Origin of the sequence: Pseudoxanthomonas sp. F11 (genome assembly GCF_037046485.1) — a bacterium.
Classification (GTDB): Bacteria; Pseudomonadota; Gammaproteobacteria; order Xanthomonadales; family Xanthomonadaceae; genus Pseudoxanthomonas_A.
In genome coordinates this window covers 608,839-626,108 of record NZ_JBANLZ010000002.1, presented here as the reverse complement: position 1 = coordinate 626,108, position 17,270 = coordinate 608,839, and the positions used below count along the sequence as shown (strand labels likewise).

The window sequence follows — 17,270 nt, the reverse complement described above, 5'->3', positions numbered from 1 at the left end:
TCTTGCTGCAAGGAGTGAGTGGAGAGAAGTGAGGAGTGAGTAGAACACCCTCTCTCCACGTCGCCGTCTTGCTCTCCTCACTCCTCACTCCTCTCACTTCAGAACTCGCCGCGATACCAGTTCTGCAGTTTCTTGAACCAGCTGCCCGCCTTGCCCGTGGGCAGCGACGGACGCCGGGGGTGTTCGATCTGGCTGCCCATCAGCAGCAGGCCGACGCCGGTGGCGTGCACCGGGTTGCCGACCACTTCGCCCAGGCCGGTGACGTGCTGCGGGATGCCGACGCGCACGGGCATCTGCAGCATCTCTTCGGCCAGTTCGACCACGCCTTCCATCTTCGCGGCGCCACCGGTCAGCACCATGCCGGCGCGCACGCGCTCCTCGAAGCCGGAGCGGCGCAGTTCGGCCTGCACCATCTCGAAGATTTCCTCGTAGCGCTGCTGCACGGCCTGCGCCAGCGCGTGGCGCGGCAAGCGGCGCGGCGGACGGTCGCCGACGCTGGGCACCTGGATGCTTTCCTCGGCCGTCGCCAGCTGGGCCAGCGCGCAGGCATAGCGCACCTTGATCTGTTCGGCTTCGGGCGTGGGCGTGCGCAGCATGTGCGCGATGTCGTTGGTCACCTGGTCGCCGGCGATCGGCAGCGAGGCGGTGTGGCAGATGGCGCCCTGCACGAACACCGCCAGGTCGGTGGTGCCCGCGCCCATGTCGACCAGCACCACGCCGAGCTCGCGCTCGTCGCTGGTCAGCACGGCGACGCTGGAGGCCAGCGAGGAGAAGATCAGGTCGTCGATCTGCAGGCCGCAGCGCTGCACGCACTTGCTGATGTTGGCGGCCGCCGACTGCGCGCAAAACACCAGGTGCGCATCCACTTCCAGGCGCACGCCGGTCATGCCGACCGGATTGCGGATGCCTTCCTGCGAGTTGTCCAGCTTGTACTCGCGCGGGATGGCGTGGAGGATCTTCTGGTCGGCCGGGATGGCGACGGCCTTCGCCGCTTCCAGCACGCGGTCCAGGTCGCCCCACGTGACCTCACCGTCGCGGATCGGCACGATGCCGGGCGAGTTGCGGCACTGCACGTGGTTGCCGGAGATCGAGGCGTAGACCGAGCGGATCTCGCAGCCGGCCATCAGCTCGGCCTCCTCGATCGCACGCTGGATCGACTGCACCGTGGATTCGATGTCCACCACGACGCCGCGCTTGAGACCGCGCGACTCGTGCGAGCCGATGCCGATCACTTCGATCGGATTGCCGGGGGCGTATTCGCCGACCAGCGCCGTCACCTTGGAGGTGCCGATATCCAGCCCGACGATCAGCGATTTGTCACCCTTGCGATTCATGTAATGCCCTGCAGAAGACGACCTGCGGCCGCGATCGGCGCAGGCAATGGAGTCGGTATGGCGGCCGGCGGCGGCGCCTTGGGCGCTTCGCCCCAGCTGAGCGCGAAGCCGTTGGTGTAGCGCAGGTCCGCGCGCACCAGCGGCTGCGCCTGCGCGGCCAGCAGCTGCGGCAGCATCCGCGCGAACCGGCCCAGGCGCGGGCGCGCGTCGGTGCGGCCCACCACCACCTGGGTGCCGTTGCCCAGCAGCAGCGACCAGCTGCCGCGGGCATCCATCACCAGCGTGGTGACGTCCAGGCCCATCGGCGCGAACAGCTGGCGCGACTCGTTGTAGAGCGCGGTCACTTCCTGCACCTGGGATTCGGGCCCACCGAGCTGCGGCAGGTCCAGGCCGGACAGCTCCTTCGGCATCGGGAACAGGCGGCCGTGCTCGGACAGGAGTTTGTCCTCGCCCCAGCGCGCGAACGGCTTGTGTTCGGTGATGCGGACCTCCAGCACGTCGGGCCAGCGCTTGCGCACTTCGGCGCGCTCCACCCAGGGCAGCTTCTCGACCGCCTGCTTGGCGTCCTCCAGCCGCACCGCGAAGAAACCGCGACGCGCATGCGGCAGCACCGCGGCCTGGAGCTGCGCCGGCTGCACGCGCGCCAGTTCCCCCTGCACGCGCAGCTTGCTCAGCGGCCAGCGCTCGGCGCCGATCCAGCCGTTGACCACGGCCACGACCGGCAGCGCGACCAGCGCCAGCGCGAGCAGCCAGGTCAGGATGCGCAGGGCGGCGTTCATGGGCCCGCCACCTCCGGCACCGTCTGCTCCAGGATGCGCCAGCACAGCGCTTCGAAGCCGATGCCAACCTGTGCGGCGGCCTTCGGCACCAGCGAATGGCTGGTCATGCCGGGCGCGGTGTTGACTTCCATCAGCAGGAAGCGGCCATCGGCATGACGCATCACGTCGACGCGGCCCCAGCCACTGCAGCCGGCGGCGCGGAAGCCTTCCAGCGCCAGCGTGCGGATCCGGGCCTCGTCGTCGGCATTGTCCAGGCCGGGGCACAGGTACTGCGTATCGTCGGCGATGTACTTGGCGTGATAGTCGTACCAGCCCTGCGCCGGCACGATGCGCACCGAAGGCAGCGCCACGTCGCCCAGGATACCGACGGTGAACTCGCCGCCGGTCAGCATCTGCTCGGCCAGCAGTTCGCCGGCGTAGGAGGAGGCGAACGTGACGGCGGGCGCCAGGTCCTCCTCGCGCTCGATCTTGAACACGCCGACGCTGGAGCCCTCGGTCGAGGGCTTCACAAATACCGGAAAGCCCAGTGCACGCACGGCCGCGGCCAGGTCGCCGCCGGGCGCGATGCGCACGAAGCCCGCCGTCGGCAGACCCGACGCCTGCCACACCTGCTTGGTGCGGATCTTGTCCATCGTCAGCGCCGAACCCAGCACGCCCGGACCGGTATAGGGCACGCCGAGCGACTGCAGCAGCCCCTGCAGCACACCGTTCTCGCCGTCACCGCCGTGCAGGATGTTGAAGACACGGTCCACCCGGCCACCCCGGATGGCCTCCACCAGGGCCGGCACGCCGTCCACCGCGAAGGCCTGCACGCCCCGCGACAGCAGCGCCTCCAGGACGTTCTGGCCGGAGTTCAGCGACACTTCGCGCTCGCTGGACGTGCCGCCCATCAGCACGGCAACGCGGCCGAAGCGGGCGGGATCGTCGAAGCGTGGCGGCGCGAGGTTCACGGCGCTCATGCGGATGCCTTCCCGCTGAAGCCGTGCGCGGCGATGTGCTGCGACATGTGGCCGATGTCGCCTGCGCCCATCATCAGCAGCAGGTCGCCGTCCTGCAGCACGTCGGGCAGCACGTCGACCAGGTCGGCGACCTGGCTGACGACCACCGGCTCGTTGCGGCCGCGCGCACGGATCGCGCGCGCCAGCGACTTGGCATCGGCGCCCGCGATCGGCTGTTCGCCGGCCGGGTACACCTCGCTCAGCACCAGCGCGTCGGCTTCCGACAGCACCGCGGCGAACGCATCGAACTGGTCGCGCGTGCGGCTGTAGCGATGCGGCTGGAACGCGACCACCAGGCGCTTGTGCGGCCAGCCGCCGCGCGCGGCGGCGAACACCGCCGCCAGTTCCTTCGGATGATGGCCGTAGTCGTCGACCAGCTGCACGTGCGCACCCTGCGGCGTGGTGATCTCGCCCAGATCGTTGAAGCGGCGACCGATGCCGGCGAACTTCTCCAGCGCGGCGGCGATGTTCTGCGGCGACACGCCCAGCTGCCAGCCCACCGCAGCGGCGGCCAGCGCGTTCTGCACGTTGTGGCGCCCCGGCAATGCGAGGCTGACGCGGATGCTGGCGTCTTCTGGCAGACGCAGGGTGAAATGCATGCGCCCGCCTTCCTGCTCCACGTCTTCGGCACGCACGTCGGCATGCTCGGCGAAGCCGTAGCTCATCACGTGGCGTGGCGTATCGGCGGCGATGGCGGCGACTTCCGGGTCGTCGATGCACAGCACGGCCAGGCCGTAGAACGGCAGGCGCTGCAGGAACTCGGCGAACGCCGCCTTCACGCGTTCGAAGTCGTTGCCGTAGTTCTCCAGGTGATCCGCATCGATGTTGGTGACGATGGAGATCAGCGGATTCAACCGCAGGAAGCTGCCATCGCTCTCGTCGGCCTCGGCCACCAGCCACTGGCCGTCGCCGAGCTTGGCGTTCGCGCCCGCGGCCAGCAGCTGGCCGCCGATCACGAAGGTCGGGTCCAGCCCGCCCTCGCTCAGCACCGCCGCCGTCAGGCTGGTGGTGGTGGTCTTGCCGTGGGTGCCGGCCACGGCGATGCCGCGGCGGAAGCGCATCAGCTCGGCGAGCATCGCCGCACGCGGCACGATGGGGATGCGCTGGCTGCGCGCTTCCATCAGCTCGGGGTTGTCGTGCTTGATCGCGCTGGAGACCACCACGCAGTCGGTGCCCAGCACGTTGGAGGCATTGTGGCCGCGCATCACGCGCGCACCCAGCGACGCCAGCCGGCGGGTCGCGGCGTTGTCGGCATTGTCCGAGCCGGACACTTCGTAGCCCAGCGTGCACAGCACCTCGGCGATGCCGCTCATGCCCGAACCGCCGATGCCGACGAAGTGCACCCGGCGGAATTCCTTCGCCAGGTTGCCGGTGTGCTGCAGGCGGCGCTCGCGTGCGGCGGCCATCATCATGCCTGCGTCCTCATTTCGATAGCTTCCTCAAGAATGATGTCGGCGATGCGGTCGGCCGCATCGGGTTTGGCCAGCGTGCGCGCGGCCTCGGCCATCGCCATGCGCGCAGCGGTGTCGCCGGACAGCCGGCGCAGCGTGGCTGCCAGCGCATCGGCCAGGGCGTCGTCCTGCTTCAACAGCACGGCGGCGCCGCGCTCGACCAGGTACTCGGCATTGCGGGTCTGGTGGTCGTCGACGGCCTGTGCGAACGGCACCAGCACGCTGCCCACGCCCACCGCGCACAGTTCGGCCAGCGTGGAGGCACCGGAGCGGCAGACGACAAGATCGGCCCAGGCGTAGGCTTCGGCCATATCGGTGATGAACGCCTCCACGCGCGCAGGCACGCCGGCGTCCGCATAGGCCCTGGCCGCTTCGTCGCGCAGCTTCTCGCCGCACTGGTGGCGCACATCGACGCTGCCTGACGGCAGCGTGGCGAGTGCACGCGGCACCGCCATGTTCAGGGCGCGCGCACCCTGGCTACCGCCCAGCACGAGCAGGCGCAGCGGGCCTTCGCGGCCGGCGAGGCGCGATGCCGGCGGCGCGATGGCAGCGATCTCTTCGCGCACCGGATTGCCCACTACTTCCTCGCGCTGCGGGAACGCACCGGGGAACCCGGTCATCACGCGGCGCGCCACCCTTACCAGTACGCGGTTCGTGAAGCCGGCAGCGCGGTTCTGTTCGTGCACCAGCAGCGGCAAACCCATCAGGCGCGCGGCGACGCCCCCGGGGCCGGACGCGAAGCCGCCGAAGCTGACCACCGCGCGGGGCGCCCGGCGGCGCAGCACGAAACCCGCGGCACGGATCGCGCGCAGCACGCGCACCGGCGCGCCGAGCAGCGCCAGCGTGCTCTTGCCGCGCAGTCCCGTGATCGCCAGCGTATCCAGCGGGATGTCGTGCTGGGGTACCAGGCGTGTTTCCATCGCGCCGTCCGCGCCCAGCCAGATCACGGGCACGCCGCGTGAGCGCAGCACCTTGGCCACGGCCAGCGCGGGGAAGATATGACCGCCGGTGCCTCCGGCCATCATCATCACGGGTGCCGGGGAGGTCGCGGCGCTCATGCGATCCTCTCGAAAGTGGGTTCGACGCGCGCGCGCAGGCGGCTGGTGCCCCGCAGCTTTTCGGACAACGACGGCGCCGGTTGCGGCGCGGCCGACGCGGCATCGACGGGCGCGCGTACCCCGCCGCTCGGCGTCGTCTGCAGCGCTTCGCCGCGCAGCGCGACCTGGCGCTGGGTGCGCTCAAGCTCGTACGACACCCGCAGCAGCAGGCCCATCGCCACGCAGGTCATCAGGATGCTGGAGCCACCGGAGGAGATCAGCGGCAGAGTCAGGCCCTTGGTCGGCAGCAGACCCAAGTTCACCCCCATCGAGACGAAGCTCTGCATGCCAATCCACAGCGCCACGCCGAAGGCGACATAGCCGGCGAAATGGCGGCGCATTTCCACGCAGCGCAGACCGATGACGAACGCGCGCCCGACCAGCAGCGCGTACAGCGCCACCACCACGCAGACGCCCACGAAGCCAAGCTCTTCGCCGATCACGGAGAAGATGAAGTCGGTATGCACTTCGGGCAGGTAGTTCAGCTTGAGCACGGAGCCGCCGAGGCCGATGCCCGACCATTCGCCGCGCCCGATCGCCATCAAGGCATTGGTCAGCTGGTAGCCGCTGCCGAACGGATCGGCCCACGGATCGGAGAATGACGTCAGCCGGCGCATGCGGTACGGCTCGGCGATCGCGACCACGGCGAGGATGGGCAGGCCCACCAGCACCGGGCCGAACATGCGCGGCATGTTCACACCGCCCAGCACCAGCATGCCGGCGGTGATCGCCAGCAACAGCGAGGACGAACCGAAGTCCGGCTGCATCAGCAGCAGCGCAACCAGCAGCACCACCACGCCCAACGGCTTCAGCATCGCCGCCCAGGTCGCGTTGACCTCGTCGCGGAAGCGCACCAGGTAGCTGGCCAGCCAGACGATGAAGAACACCTTCACCACTTCCACGACCTGGAAGTTCGACACGCCCAGGTTGATCCAGCGGTGCGCGCCCTTCACGCTCACGCCCAGTCCCGGCACGAACACCAGCAACAGCAGCACCACGCAACCGAGCAGCAGCAGGTGGTTGCGCGCCTCGATGCTCTTCAGCTCGGTGCGCGTCACCCACCACGCCAGGCCCGCGCCCGCGACCAGGAACATGCCGTGGCGGATCAGGTAGTAGAACGGATTGCCGTGCTGGTAGATCGACGCCGAGGCGACCATCACCACGCCCAACGATGCCAGCGCCAGCATGGCGCCGAGCAACCAGGGGTCGAAGCGGCCCCCGATGGCTTCCAGTCGCGTGGCTTGGCGCGGCGTGTCGTTCATCAGCGCACCTTCAACGTGGCCAGGCCGACGAGCACCAGCACGACGGAGATGATCCAGAAGCGCACGATCACGCGCGGCTCGGGCCAGCCCTTCAGCTCGAAGTGGTGGTGGATCGGCGCCATCCGGAATACGCGCTTGCCGGTCAGCTTGAACGACGCCACCTGGATCATCACCGACAGCGTCTCGATGACGAAGATGCCGCCCATGATCACCAGCACCAGTTCCTGGCGCACGATCACCGCAATGGTGCCCAGTACTGCGCCCAGCGCCAACGCGCCGATGTCGCCCATGAACACCATCGCCGGGTAGGTGTTGAACCACAGGAAACCCAGGCCCGCGCCCGCGATGGCGGCACAGATGATGGTCAGCTCGCCGGCGCCGGGCACCTGCGGGATCTGCAGGTAGTTGGAGAACACCGCGTTGCCGGAGGCGTAGGCGAACACGCCCAGCGCGCACGCCACCAGCACCGTCGGCATGATCGCCAGCCCATCCAGGCCGTCGGTCAGGTTGACCGCATTGGAGAAGCCGACGATCCAGAAGTACGCGATGGCGACGAAGCCGACGCCGGCCAGCGGCAGCGCGATCGACTTGAAGAACGGCACGTAGAAGGTCGTCGCCGCCGGCACGTCGGCGTACAAATACAGGTACAGGCCCGCGGCCAGGCCGAAGATCGACTGCAGCAGGTATTTCCAGCGGGATTTCAGGCCGTTCGGATCGCGCCTGACGATCTTGATCCAGTCGTCGTACCAGCCGATCACGCCGAAGCACAGCATGACCAGCAGTACCACCCACACGTACTTGTTGCGCAGGTCGCCCCACAGCAGCACCGACGCGGCCACCGTGATCAGGATCAGCGCACCGCCCATGGTCGGCGTGCCGGCCTTGGAGAAGTGCGACTGCGGGCCGTCCTTGCGGATCGGCTGGCCGCCCTTCAGCTGGCCCAGCCGGCGGATCACCGCCGGGCCCAGCCACAGCGACAGCGCCAGCGACGTCAGTGCGGCCAGGATGCCGCGGAACGTCAGGTAGCCGAACAGGCCGAAGAAGTTCTCCAGGCTCTGCAGCCAGCGAGCCAGTTCAAGCAACATGCGATGTGTCCTCCCCGGTGGACAGCAAGGCGGCGACGATCCGGTCCATCGCGCTGCCGCGCGACCCCTTGACCAGACAGCGCACGCCGGCCCGCAGGTCGGCGCGCAGCGCGGCCGCCAGCGAAGCGTGATCTTGGAATGAATGCGCACCCTCGCCGAATGCGGCGGCGGCGGCGGCGCTCAACGGTCCCAGCGTGTACAGCCGGCGAAGCCCAGCGGCCCTGGCGCGCGCGCCCATGTCGGCGTGCAGGGCTTCTTCGTCGGCGCCCAGTTCGCGCATGTCGCCCAGCACCAGCCAGCCTTCCCCGCCGGCCTGCGCACTCGCGGCGGCGAGCGTGTCGATGGCCGCGATCAGCGAACCGGGGTTGGCGTTGTAGCTGTCGTCGATCACCACCGCGCCGTTGGGCAACGTGTGCGCGACCTGGCGCCCGGCAACCGGCTGTGCGGCCGAGAGACCGTCGGCGATGGTCGCCAGCGATACGCCGCAGGCCATGGCGAGCGCCGCGGCGGCGAGTGCATTGCGCACGTTGTGACGGCCCGGCAGATGCAGGCTGACGGCGACGTCGCCATGCGGGGCCACCAACACGAAATCCGACCCGTCCGCGGTCGCGCGGATGTCGCGCGCCGTCAGGTCGGCCGTGGCATCCAGCCCGAAGCGCAGGATGCGGCGATCCGGCACGCGGCTGGCGAAATACTCGGCGAACGCGTCGTCGGCATTGATCACCGCGGTGCCGTCGGCCGGCAGCGCGTCGTAGATGGCGCCCTTGGTTTCGGCCACGCCGACCAGCGAACCCATGCGCTCCAGGTGGGCGGCGGCGATGTTGTTCACCAGCGCCACTTCCGGCGTGACGATGTCGGTGAGGTAGGCGATGTCGCCCGGCTTGCCGGCCCCCATCTCGTAGACGGCGAAGTCCGCATCGTCGGGCGCGTCGATGACCGCCAGCGGCAGGCCGATCTCGTTGTTGCGGTTGCCGGGATTGAAATAGGTCACGCCGGCCCGCTGCAGGATGGAGACCACCAGCGTCTTGACCGTGGTCTTGCCGTTGCTGCCGGTGATGGCGACCGTCTTTTCCACGCGGTCGCGCTGCAGGCCGGCGGCGATGCGCGCCAGCGCCAGCAGGGTATCCGGCACGACGACCTGCGGCACGTCGACCTTCACCTCGTGGTCGACCAGCACCGCGGCGGCACCACGCATGGAGGCGTCGTAGGCGAAGTCGTGCCCGTCGAAGCGCTCGCCACGCAGCGCCACGTACAGGCTGCCCGGCACCAGGGTGCGCGTGTCGTTGGTCAACGAGCCGATCACCAGATCATCGCCGATCAGCTCGCCACCGGCCCAGTGCGCCAGCAAGGAAAGGGGAAGCCGCTTCATCGACGGTCCTCCAGGGCGTGGCGCGCCACGGCGGTGTCGTCGAACGGGTGTTTCACGCCATGGATTTCCTGGTAAGGCTCGTGACCCTTGCCGGCCACCAGCACGATGTCGTCCGGACCGGCCTGGGCGACGGCCTGCGCGATGGCCTGCGCGCGGTCGCGCTGCACCAGGGCGGCATCCGGCTTAACGAAGCCGGCCATGATGTCGGCCACGATGCGGTCGCCATCCTCGGTGCGCGGGTTGTCGTCGGTGACCACCACCACATCGGCCAGGCGCTCGGCGATGGCGGCCATCTGCGGACGCTTGCCGGTATCGCGGTCTCCACCGCAGCCGAACACGCAGAACAGCCGGCCCTGCACGTGGTCGCGCAGGCTGGCCAGCGCCTGCTCCAGCGCATCCGGCGTGTGCGCGTAGTCGATCACCACCAGCGGACGGCGGACGCCGGCCGCGTCGGTATCGCCCCCCAGCCGGTTCATGCGGCCATGGATCGGCGCCAGCCGCGACAGCGTGCGCGCGATGTCGGCGGTGCTGTCGCCCAGCGCGCGCAGCGCACCGGCGACGGCCAGCAGGTTGTCCACGTTGAAGCGGCCCAGCAGGCGCGACTGCACCGGCTGCACCTCGTCGCCGATCACCAGGTCGAACCCGATGCCGTTGCCGTCCAGACGCAGGGCGTCCGCGCGTACGCTGGCATCGGCTTGCCCGCGCGAACTCACGCCGATGCGCTGCACGCCGTGCGGCAGCCGGGCGAACAGGTCGCGACCGTAGGCATCGTCCAGGTTGACCACGCCCGCCTTCAGGCCGGGGCGGAAGAACAGCAGCGACTTGGCCGCGCCGTAGCGCTCCATGTCGCCGTGGTAGTCCAGGTGGTCGCGGGTGAGGTTGGTGAATACGCCGACGTCGAAATGCACGGCGTCGACGCGGCCCTGGTCCAGCGCATGCGAACTGACTTCCATCGCCACCGCCTTCGCGCCCGCATCGCGGAACTGCGCCAGCAGTGCATGCATCTGCAGCACCAGCGGCGTGGTGAAGCCGGTCGGCACCACCTCGCCATACATGCCGGCGCCCAGCGTGCCGACCGTCGCACAGCGGATGCCGCGCAGGTGCCAGGCCTGCGCCAGCAGCTGCACCGTGGACGTCTTGCCGTTGGTGCCGGTCACCCCGACCATCTTCATGTCGTGCGAGGGCGCGGCGTGGAACCGGTCGGCCATCGCGCCCATGCGGGCGCGCAGCCCCGGCACCGCGATCGCGTCGCGTGGCGCTTCCAGGCCGTCCGGCACCGGCGGCTCGAACAGGATGGCACTGGCGCCATTCTCCTTCGCCTGTGCCGCGAAGTTCAGTCCGTGCGCGCCGAAGCCGGCGATCGCCACGAAGGCGTCGCCCGGCTGCACGCTGCGGCTGTCCAGGGTCAGTCCGCGCACCACGATGTCGCGCGGCACGTCCACGTCGGGCAGCAGTTCGGCCAGGGCCATCATCCGCCTCATCGCGTCGCTCCCGTGGCCGGCAGCGTGGCGTGCGGGGCGTCGAATGCGGACGGGTCCGTGGTGTCGACCACATCGTCGGCAATCGGCGTCGGCACGGGCGCCTGTGTGGCGGCACCCGGCTTGCCCGCGTTCTTGGCCTGCGCGGCCAGCCAGGCTTCGATGTCATCCGGCGGCACGTCCATCAGGCGCAGCGCACCATCCATCACATCGTGGAAGACCGGCGCGGCGACCAGGCCGCCGAAGTAGCCGCCTTCCTGGGAATCGTTGATGACCACGACAGCCGCGAAGCGCGGATTGCTGGCAGGCACCAGGCCGGCGAAGAAGGACGCGTAGCGACCCTTCGCGTAACCGCCGCCGGAGGCGATGCGGGCAGTGCCGGTCTTGCCCGCCACGCGATAGCCCAGCACCCCGGCGCGCTTGGCACCGCCCTGCGTCACCACGGTTTCCATCATGCCGACGACTTCGCGTGCGATGGCGGGGTCGAGCACCTGCGGCGCTTCGCTCCGCTGGCCCTTCACGAACGTGGGCGTCACCAGTCTGCCGCCGTTGCCCAGCGCCGAATAGGCGCGCGCGATCTGCAACGGCGTGACCGCCAGGCCGTAACCGTACGACATGGTCGCCTTCTGCAGGCCGTTCCAGCGGTCCGGCGGCGCCAGCATGCCGGCGGACTCGCCGGGGAAGCCGCTGCCGGGCTTCTGCCCGTAGCCGAAGCTGTGGATGCTTTCGTAGAAGTAGTCGTTGGGCAGTTTCTCGGCGATCTTGATCGAGCCGATGTTCGAACTTTTCGTGATGACGCCGGTGACGGTCAGCACGCCGTTGTTCCGGGGCACGTCGCGGATGGTGTAGCGGCTGTTCAGGGCCATGTAGCCCGGATTGGTGTTGACCAGCGTCGAGGGCGTGACCACGCCGGCCTTCAGCGCCGTCGACACGGTCAGGGGCTTCATCGTGGAGCCGGGCTCGATCATGTCCGTCAGCGCCCGGTTCCGCCGCGCGTCCGGCTTCACCCGGTCGATCGCGTTGGGGTTGTACGTGGGCAGGTTGACCATCGCCAGCACTTCGCCGGTGGCCACGTCCATGATGACGATGGAACCGCTGCTGGCCTGGTGTTCGAGCAGCGCATTGCGCAGCTCGCGGTGCGCCAGGTACTGGATGCGGCGGTCGATGCTCAGCGTCAGGTCCTTGCCCGGCTGCGCGGAGCGGATCAGGTCGACGTTCTCGACGATGCGACCGCGGTTGTCGCGGATCACCTTCTGCACGCCCGGCGTGCCGCTGAGCCATTCGTCGAACGCCAGTTCCAGCCCTTCCTGGCCGCGGTCGTCGATGTTGGTGAAGCCCAGCACGTGGGCCATCGCCGGCCCCTGCGGGTAGAAGCGGCGGAACTCGCGCTGGGAGAACACGCCGGGAATCTTGTGCGCCAGGATCTTCTGCGCCTCGTCCGGATTGATCCGGCGCTTGAGGTACAGGAACTCCTTGTCGGCCTTCTGCGACAGGCGGTTGGTCAGGTGATCCAGCGGCACGCCCAGGGCCTGCGCCAGTTCCGGCAGGCGGTCGGGCGCCTTCAGCAGTTCCTGCGGGTTGCCCCATACCGATTCCACCGGCGAGGACACCGCCACCGGCTCGCCGTTGCGGTCGGTGATCATGCCGCGCGAGGTCGGGATGGGGATCTCGCGCAGGAAGCGCGCATCGCCCTGGCGCTGGTAGAAATCGTGGTTGATCAGCTGCACGTAAGCCGCGCGGCCGACCAGGCTGACCGAGCACAGGCCCATTGCGCCCAGCACCAGGGCCAGGCGGCCGCGCAGGTTGAAGCGCGCCCGGTTGCGGTTCTTGGATGGCGCGGCGGTCATGGACGCACCACCACGATGTCGGCCGCTTCCGGGAACTTCATGCCCAGGCGTACGCGCGCGACCTGGTCGATGCGCGTGGCCTCGGCCACGGTGGCCTGCTCCAGCTGCAGGCGACCGAACTCGACGTTCAGTTCGTCCCGCGCGCGCTCCAGCCGCGTCACCTCGTCGAACAGCACGCGATGGCGGTGGCGCGCGTACACCACCCCGATCGCGGAAGCGATGTTGGCCAGCACCAGGACGGCGAGCAGGAAGCGCGTCACGCCGCGGCCTCCAGCTTCTCGGCCACCCGCAGCACCGCACTGCGGGCGCGCGGATTGGAGGCCACTTCATCGGGCTCGCCCTTCTGGCCGCTGCCGATGGCACGCAGCGTGGGCACGAACGTCTCGGCCACCGGCAGCCGGCGGTTGGCCGGTGGCGCCTTGGCGTGCTTGTTGATGAACTGCTTGACGATGCGGTCTTCCAGCGAGTGGAAGCTGATCACCGCCAGCCGGCCACCGGGCTTGAGGCAGGCCAGCGCGGCATCCAGGCCGAGTTCCAGGTCCGCGAGTTCGCGGTTGATGTGGATGCGGATGGCCTGGAAGCTGCGCGTGGCAGGATGGATCTTGTCGCCGCGCGGCATGACCGAGGCGATCACCGATGCCAGGTCGGCGGTGCGGGTGAACGGTTGGGTCGCGCGACGGGCGACGATGGCGCGCGCGATGCGGCGGCTCTGCTTCTCCTCACCGTAGGTCCACAGCACGTCGGCGATCTCGCGCTCGTCGGCGCGCGCGATCCACTCGGCCGCGCTCTCGCCGGACTCCGGGTCCATGCGCATGTCCAGCGGACCGTCCTTGCCGAAGCTGAAGCCACGCTCGGCCACGTCCAGCTGCGGCGAAGACACGCCCAGGTCGAGCAGCACGCCGTCCAGGCCGGCCGCCGCCTGGTCCCATTGCGCGAGCCCGGCGAAACTGCCGCGACGGATCGCCACGCGCGCGTCGCCCGCGAACATCTGTTCGGCATGCGCGATCGCGTCGGGATCCTTGTCCATCAACAGCAGCCGGCCTCCCGGGCCGAGTCGTTGCAGCACGCCGCGCGCGTGGCCTCCGCGCCCGAAGGTGCCGTCCAGGTACGTTCCGTCCTCTCTCACCTGCAGCCCTTCCATGACCTGCGTGTACAACACCGGCAAGTGCAGCGCTGGGAGGTGACCGGCCGGCGCGGACTGCCGCTTGCCGTCACCCCGGCTCACAAGCGCAACTCGAGCATGTGTGCGCTCAGATCGTCGTCGGTGAGGGTCTGACGGATCTGCGCGTGATGCGCCTGTTCGCTCCAGAGTTCGAACTTCTCGCCCATGCCAAGCAGCACGGCCTTCTTCTCGATGCCCACCGCACTGCGGTGGCTGGCCGGGATGCTGATGCGGCCGTTGCCGTCCAGTTCCACCGGCGAAGCGGCGCCGACCAGCTTCAGCTGCAGGCTGCGATGCGCGCGCTGGGTGCTGGGCAGCTTGTTGACGTCGTCGCGGACCCGCTGCCAGACCTTTTCGGGGTACAGGTACAGGCTGCCGGCCTCAAAGGGGTTGTAGGTGATCACCAGGCGGTTGCCGCACTCGCGCGCGACCAGGTCGCGGTACGCGGTGGGCACCGCGAGCCGTCCCTTGTCGTCCACTGTGATGGCGGTCTCACCCTGAAACACGACGCTGCCTTCCCGACGCCCTGACGAGCGATCAATTGAACCACGAAAACCCACCAAAAACCCGGTTTTCCCTCTGTTGCCCACGTTACCACCGCACACAGGGTTGTCAACAGGAAAACGGGCAGGAAATCACTTGGCGGATCAATGGCTTGCGGCAAACTTCAGAGACTTGTTCAAGCCTTATCCACAAGTTGCTGTTTCGTCTCAAATTTTGAGATTGAGGAACGATTCAGTGAGGTGACCATGCCTTCACGCCGCCCACCGTGGTGAGGCACCCGCGGGTGTGGAACTGCGCGAACCGGGGGTCCAGAATTCCCCCATGTGCCTGCTTGCGCTCGCCTGGAACGTGCATCCCCGCTGGCGCCTGCTGCTGGCCGGCAACCGCGACGAGTTCCATGCGCGCCCGACGGCCCCGCTGGCACCGTGGGCATCGGCGCCGCACGTCCTTGCCGGGCGCGACCTGCAGTCGGGGGGAACCTGGGCCGGCGCGGACCGGCAGGGTCGGATGGCGGTGGTCACCAACGTGCGCGACCCGCGCATCCAGGTGCCCGGGGCTCCCTCACGGGGACAGTTGGCGGCCGGGTTCCTGCAATCGCCCGATGGCGCGGACCACCGCGCCTCGGGACTGCTGGCGGCTGCCGAGGCCTTCGCCCCCTTCAATCTGGTGCTGGTCGATGCGACGACCTGCGAGTACCTGAGCAACTACCCCACCCCGCGCCGGACCGCCCTCGCACCCGGCCTGCACGGCCTGTCCAACGGCGACCTGGACGAACCGTGGCCGAAGACCCTGGCCCTGAAGACGCGCCTCGCGGACTGGGTGGCGTCGGGCGAGGATGACGTGTCGCCGCTGTGGAATGCCCTGGCCGACGAGACCCGCGCCGACGACTCCCGACTCCCGGACACCGGCGTGGGGCTCGAACTGGAACGCATGCTGTCGGCCGCCTTCATCCGCGACGCCCGCTATGGCACCCGCGCCAGCACCCTGATCGCGATCGATCATGCCGGGCACGGCTGGATCAGCGAGCGGCGGTTCGGGCCGGAAGGCGTTTTCGAGGGCGAAACGACATTGCGGATCGGACCCGGCGCGTAGCCCAGCGCCATCGCAGCTGAGGGTTTGCGGTCGCGACTCACGTCGCTCCTACAGAGCGCTGTCGAAGCTCCGCCTTACCAGCCCCCTGAGTCAGGGGGCGATCCGCACCGCAGGTGCGGATGGGGGTATGGCAGCGAAGGCCTGGGGCCCAAAGTTCGCGCTGCGAACTTTGGGAGCTTCATCGCGCGTCGCGCGATGAAGCTGGCGGCGGAGCCGGCCGGTAAGCCGGGTTCTGTCGTGGACAGTCATTCCTCTAGGCGCAACGTCACCGTTACGCTCAAGCAACCTACCCGGAGACACTGCGGGCCGCAGCGTAGCCTCCCTATTTGGTCTTGCTCCCGGTGGGGTTTGCCGTGCCGGTCCGTTGCCGGACTCGCGGTGCGCTCTTACCGCACCATTTCACCCTTGCCACGCATTCCGAAGAACCGTTCGGCGGTATCTTTCTGTTGCACTTTCCGTCGGCTCGCGCCGCCCAGGCGTTACCTGGCACCGTGCCCTGTGGAGCCCGGACTTTCCTCGGCATTGTTTCCAATGACGCGACTGTCTGGCCGGCTCCGCCACCTGCATTGTCGCACAGGGCCAGGGACTGGACGCGCTCAGCGCAGCGCAAGCGCCAGCATGCCGGCGAGCGGCGCCGCCAGGACCAGCCATCCTGTCGCCACCCGCCACCGCACCAATGCCACGACGCCCACGATCACCACGATCGGGTCGGCGACTCCCCGTACCGCCTCTGCCCTCAGCGGACCGCACAGCGCCGCCAACAGCAGGCCGACGACCGCGGCATTGATGCCCGCCAGCACGGCGCGCATGCGTGGCACTCGCGCGATGCGTTGCCAGAACGGCAGCACGCCGACCACCAACAGGAACGACGGCAGGAAGATCGCCACCAGCGCCAGTGCGCCGCCCACCCATCCGCCACGACCCGCCTCCATCGCGGCACCGAGATAGCCGGCGAAGGTGAACATCGGCCCCGGTACCGCCTGCGCGGCGCCGTAGCCTGCCAGGAAGACTTCCTGCGTGACCCATCCCGGCGCCACCACGCCTTCCTGGAGCAGCGGCATGACCACGTGCCCGCCCCCGAAGACCAGCGACCCCGCGCGATAGAACAAGCCGAACACGTCCAGCATCGACCCCGCGCCTGCCGCACGCCAGGGAACCACCAGCAGCGCCAAGAACACCGACAGCGCGACGATCCCCGTCCGCCGTGATCCCGCCTGCCCGGTGTGCGCGAGTGGCGGCGGCGGTCCGCCCACCGGCATGCCCAGGCCCGCCAGCGCGCCGAGCACGATCACGCCCACCTGCATCCATGTCGATGGCCAGATCAGCAGCAACGCGGCAGCCCCCAGCATCAGCCCCCAGGCGGCCGCCGTCCGACAGAACGCGCGCGCCATGCCCCATACGGCGTGGGCCACCACCACCACGGCCAGCAGCTTGAGGCCATGCAGCACACCGGGGGGCACCACGTCGCGCCAGTGCGACAGGCTGGCGCCCAGCGCCACCATCAACAGGGCCGACGGCGCGGTGAAACCGCACCATGCCGCGACGGCGCCGCGGATGCCTGCTTGCGACAGACCGATGGCCATGCCCACCTGGCTGCTGGCCGGTCCGGGCAGGAACTGGCAAAGCGCGACAAGCTCGGCGTACGCACTGTCCGTCAGCCACTGGCGTCGTGCCACGAACGCATCGCGAAAATAGCCGAGATGGGCGATGGGGCCACCGAATGACACCAGCCCAAGCCCAAGGAATACGCGGAATACCCCCCAGGCGCTGGCGCGTTGTCGCGGATGCCCCGCCGTCGTCCCTCGCATGAGC

At 69.2% G+C, this 17,270-nt stretch carries 14 protein-coding genes, 1 other RNA gene and 1 pseudogene; 1 reads left to right on the top strand and 15 read right to left on the bottom strand.

What is annotated here, in order from left to right:
- Positions 1 to 98: 98 nt before the first annotated feature.
- The 13 genes and pseudogenes from ftsA to mraZ form a co-directional block, all read right to left on the bottom strand.
- A complete protein-coding gene (gene ftsA / locus V8246_RS08725; RefSeq protein ID WP_055940270.1) occupies positions 99 to 1,334 on the bottom strand; it encodes a cell division protein FtsA in 1,236 nt (411 codons plus the stop codon).
- On the bottom strand, positions 1,331 to 2,113 hold the full coding sequence (locus tag V8246_RS08720) for a cell division protein FtsQ/DivIB (protein WP_187573341.1): 783 nt from the start codon (positions 2,111 to 2,113) through the stop codon (positions 1,331 to 1,333). The genes ftsA and V8246_RS08720 overlap by 4 nt, the downstream gene beginning before the upstream one ends.
- A complete protein-coding gene (locus V8246_RS08715) occupies positions 2,110 to 3,072 on the bottom strand; it encodes a D-alanine--D-alanine ligase (protein ID WP_336188793.1) in 963 nt (320 codons plus the stop codon). Before V8246_RS08715 ends, V8246_RS08720 begins: the two co-directional genes overlap by 4 nt.
- Complete coding sequence (murC, locus tag V8246_RS08710) at positions 3,069 to 4,520, bottom strand: UDP-N-acetylmuramate--L-alanine ligase (RefSeq protein WP_336189079.1); 1,452 nt, start codon at positions 4,518 to 4,520, stop codon at positions 3,069 to 3,071. Before murC ends, V8246_RS08715 begins: the two co-directional genes overlap by 4 nt.
- Positions 4,520 to 5,620: an undecaprenyldiphospho-muramoylpentapeptide beta-N-acetylglucosaminyltransferase gene (gene murG, locus V8246_RS08705; protein WP_336188792.1), complete on the bottom strand. Its 1,101-nt coding sequence runs from the start codon at positions 5,618 to 5,620 to the stop codon at positions 4,520 to 4,522. Before murG ends, murC begins: the two co-directional genes overlap by 1 nt.
- Complete coding sequence (gene ftsW / locus V8246_RS08700; protein WP_336188791.1) at positions 5,617 to 6,921, bottom strand: putative lipid II flippase FtsW; 1,305 nt, start codon at positions 6,919 to 6,921, stop codon at positions 5,617 to 5,619. Before ftsW ends, murG begins: the two co-directional genes overlap by 4 nt.
- Positions 6,921 to 8,006, bottom strand: a complete 1,086-nt coding sequence (gene mraY / locus V8246_RS08695) for a phospho-N-acetylmuramoyl-pentapeptide-transferase (protein ID WP_162108391.1) — start codon at positions 8,004 to 8,006, stop codon at positions 6,921 to 6,923. Before mraY ends, ftsW begins: the two co-directional genes overlap by 1 nt.
- Positions 7,996 to 9,375 (bottom strand): UDP-N-acetylmuramoyl-tripeptide--D-alanyl-D-alanine ligase, encoded by a 1,380-nt coding sequence (gene murF, locus V8246_RS08690; RefSeq protein ID WP_336188790.1) that lies wholly within the window; start codon positions 9,373 to 9,375, stop codon positions 7,996 to 7,998. The genes mraY and murF overlap by 11 nt, the downstream gene beginning before the upstream one ends.
- A complete protein-coding gene (locus V8246_RS08685; RefSeq protein ID WP_336188789.1) occupies positions 9,372 to 10,856 on the bottom strand; it encodes a UDP-N-acetylmuramoyl-L-alanyl-D-glutamate--2,6-diaminopimelate ligase in 1,485 nt (494 codons plus the stop codon). Before V8246_RS08685 ends, murF begins: the two co-directional genes overlap by 4 nt.
- 113 nt (positions 10,857 to 10,969) lie before the next feature.
- Positions 10,970 to 12,700, bottom strand: a pseudogene (locus V8246_RS08680) (penicillin-binding transpeptidase domain-containing protein); the annotation flags it as partial.
- Positions 12,697 to 12,960 (bottom strand): cell division protein FtsL, encoded by a 264-nt coding sequence (gene ftsL, locus V8246_RS08675; RefSeq protein ID WP_162108395.1) that lies wholly within the window; start codon positions 12,958 to 12,960, stop codon positions 12,697 to 12,699. The pseudogene V8246_RS08680 and the gene ftsL, both read right to left, overlap by 4 nt.
- The gene (gene rsmH / locus V8246_RS08670; protein WP_336188788.1) at positions 12,957 to 13,925 is read right to left on the bottom strand and encodes a 16S rRNA (cytosine(1402)-N(4))-methyltransferase RsmH; all 969 of its coding nucleotides are present in this window, start codon (positions 13,923 to 13,925) and stop codon (positions 12,957 to 12,959) included. The genes ftsL and rsmH overlap by 4 nt, the downstream gene beginning before the upstream one ends.
- Positions 13,922 to 14,368 (bottom strand): division/cell wall cluster transcriptional repressor MraZ, encoded by a 447-nt coding sequence (gene mraZ, locus V8246_RS08665; protein ID WP_162108396.1) that lies wholly within the window; start codon positions 14,366 to 14,368, stop codon positions 13,922 to 13,924. The genes rsmH and mraZ overlap by 4 nt, the downstream gene beginning before the upstream one ends.
- A 319-nt stretch (positions 14,369 to 14,687) precedes the next feature.
- On the opposite strand from mraZ, the gene V8246_RS08660 reads away from it, so the two are divergent.
- Positions 14,688 to 15,458 carry an NRDE family protein gene (locus V8246_RS08660; protein WP_313221580.1) on the top strand — a complete coding sequence of 257 codons (771 nt, stop codon included), beginning with the start codon at positions 14,688 to 14,690 and terminating at the stop codon, positions 15,456 to 15,458.
- A gap of 205 nt (positions 15,459 to 15,663) precedes the next feature.
- On the opposite strand, the gene rnpB is transcribed toward V8246_RS08660, so the two are convergent.
- Both rnpB and chrA read right to left on the bottom strand, forming a co-directional pair.
- Positions 15,664 to 16,014: RNase P RNA component class A (rnpB, locus tag V8246_RS08655), an RNA gene on the bottom strand.
- A 40-nt stretch (positions 16,015 to 16,054) separates the two neighbouring features.
- On the bottom strand, positions 16,055 to 17,266 hold the full coding sequence (gene chrA, locus V8246_RS08650) for a chromate efflux transporter (protein ID WP_336189078.1): 1,212 nt from the start codon (positions 17,264 to 17,266) through the stop codon (positions 16,055 to 16,057).
- Between the last annotated feature and the right edge of the window lie 4 nt (positions 17,267 to 17,270).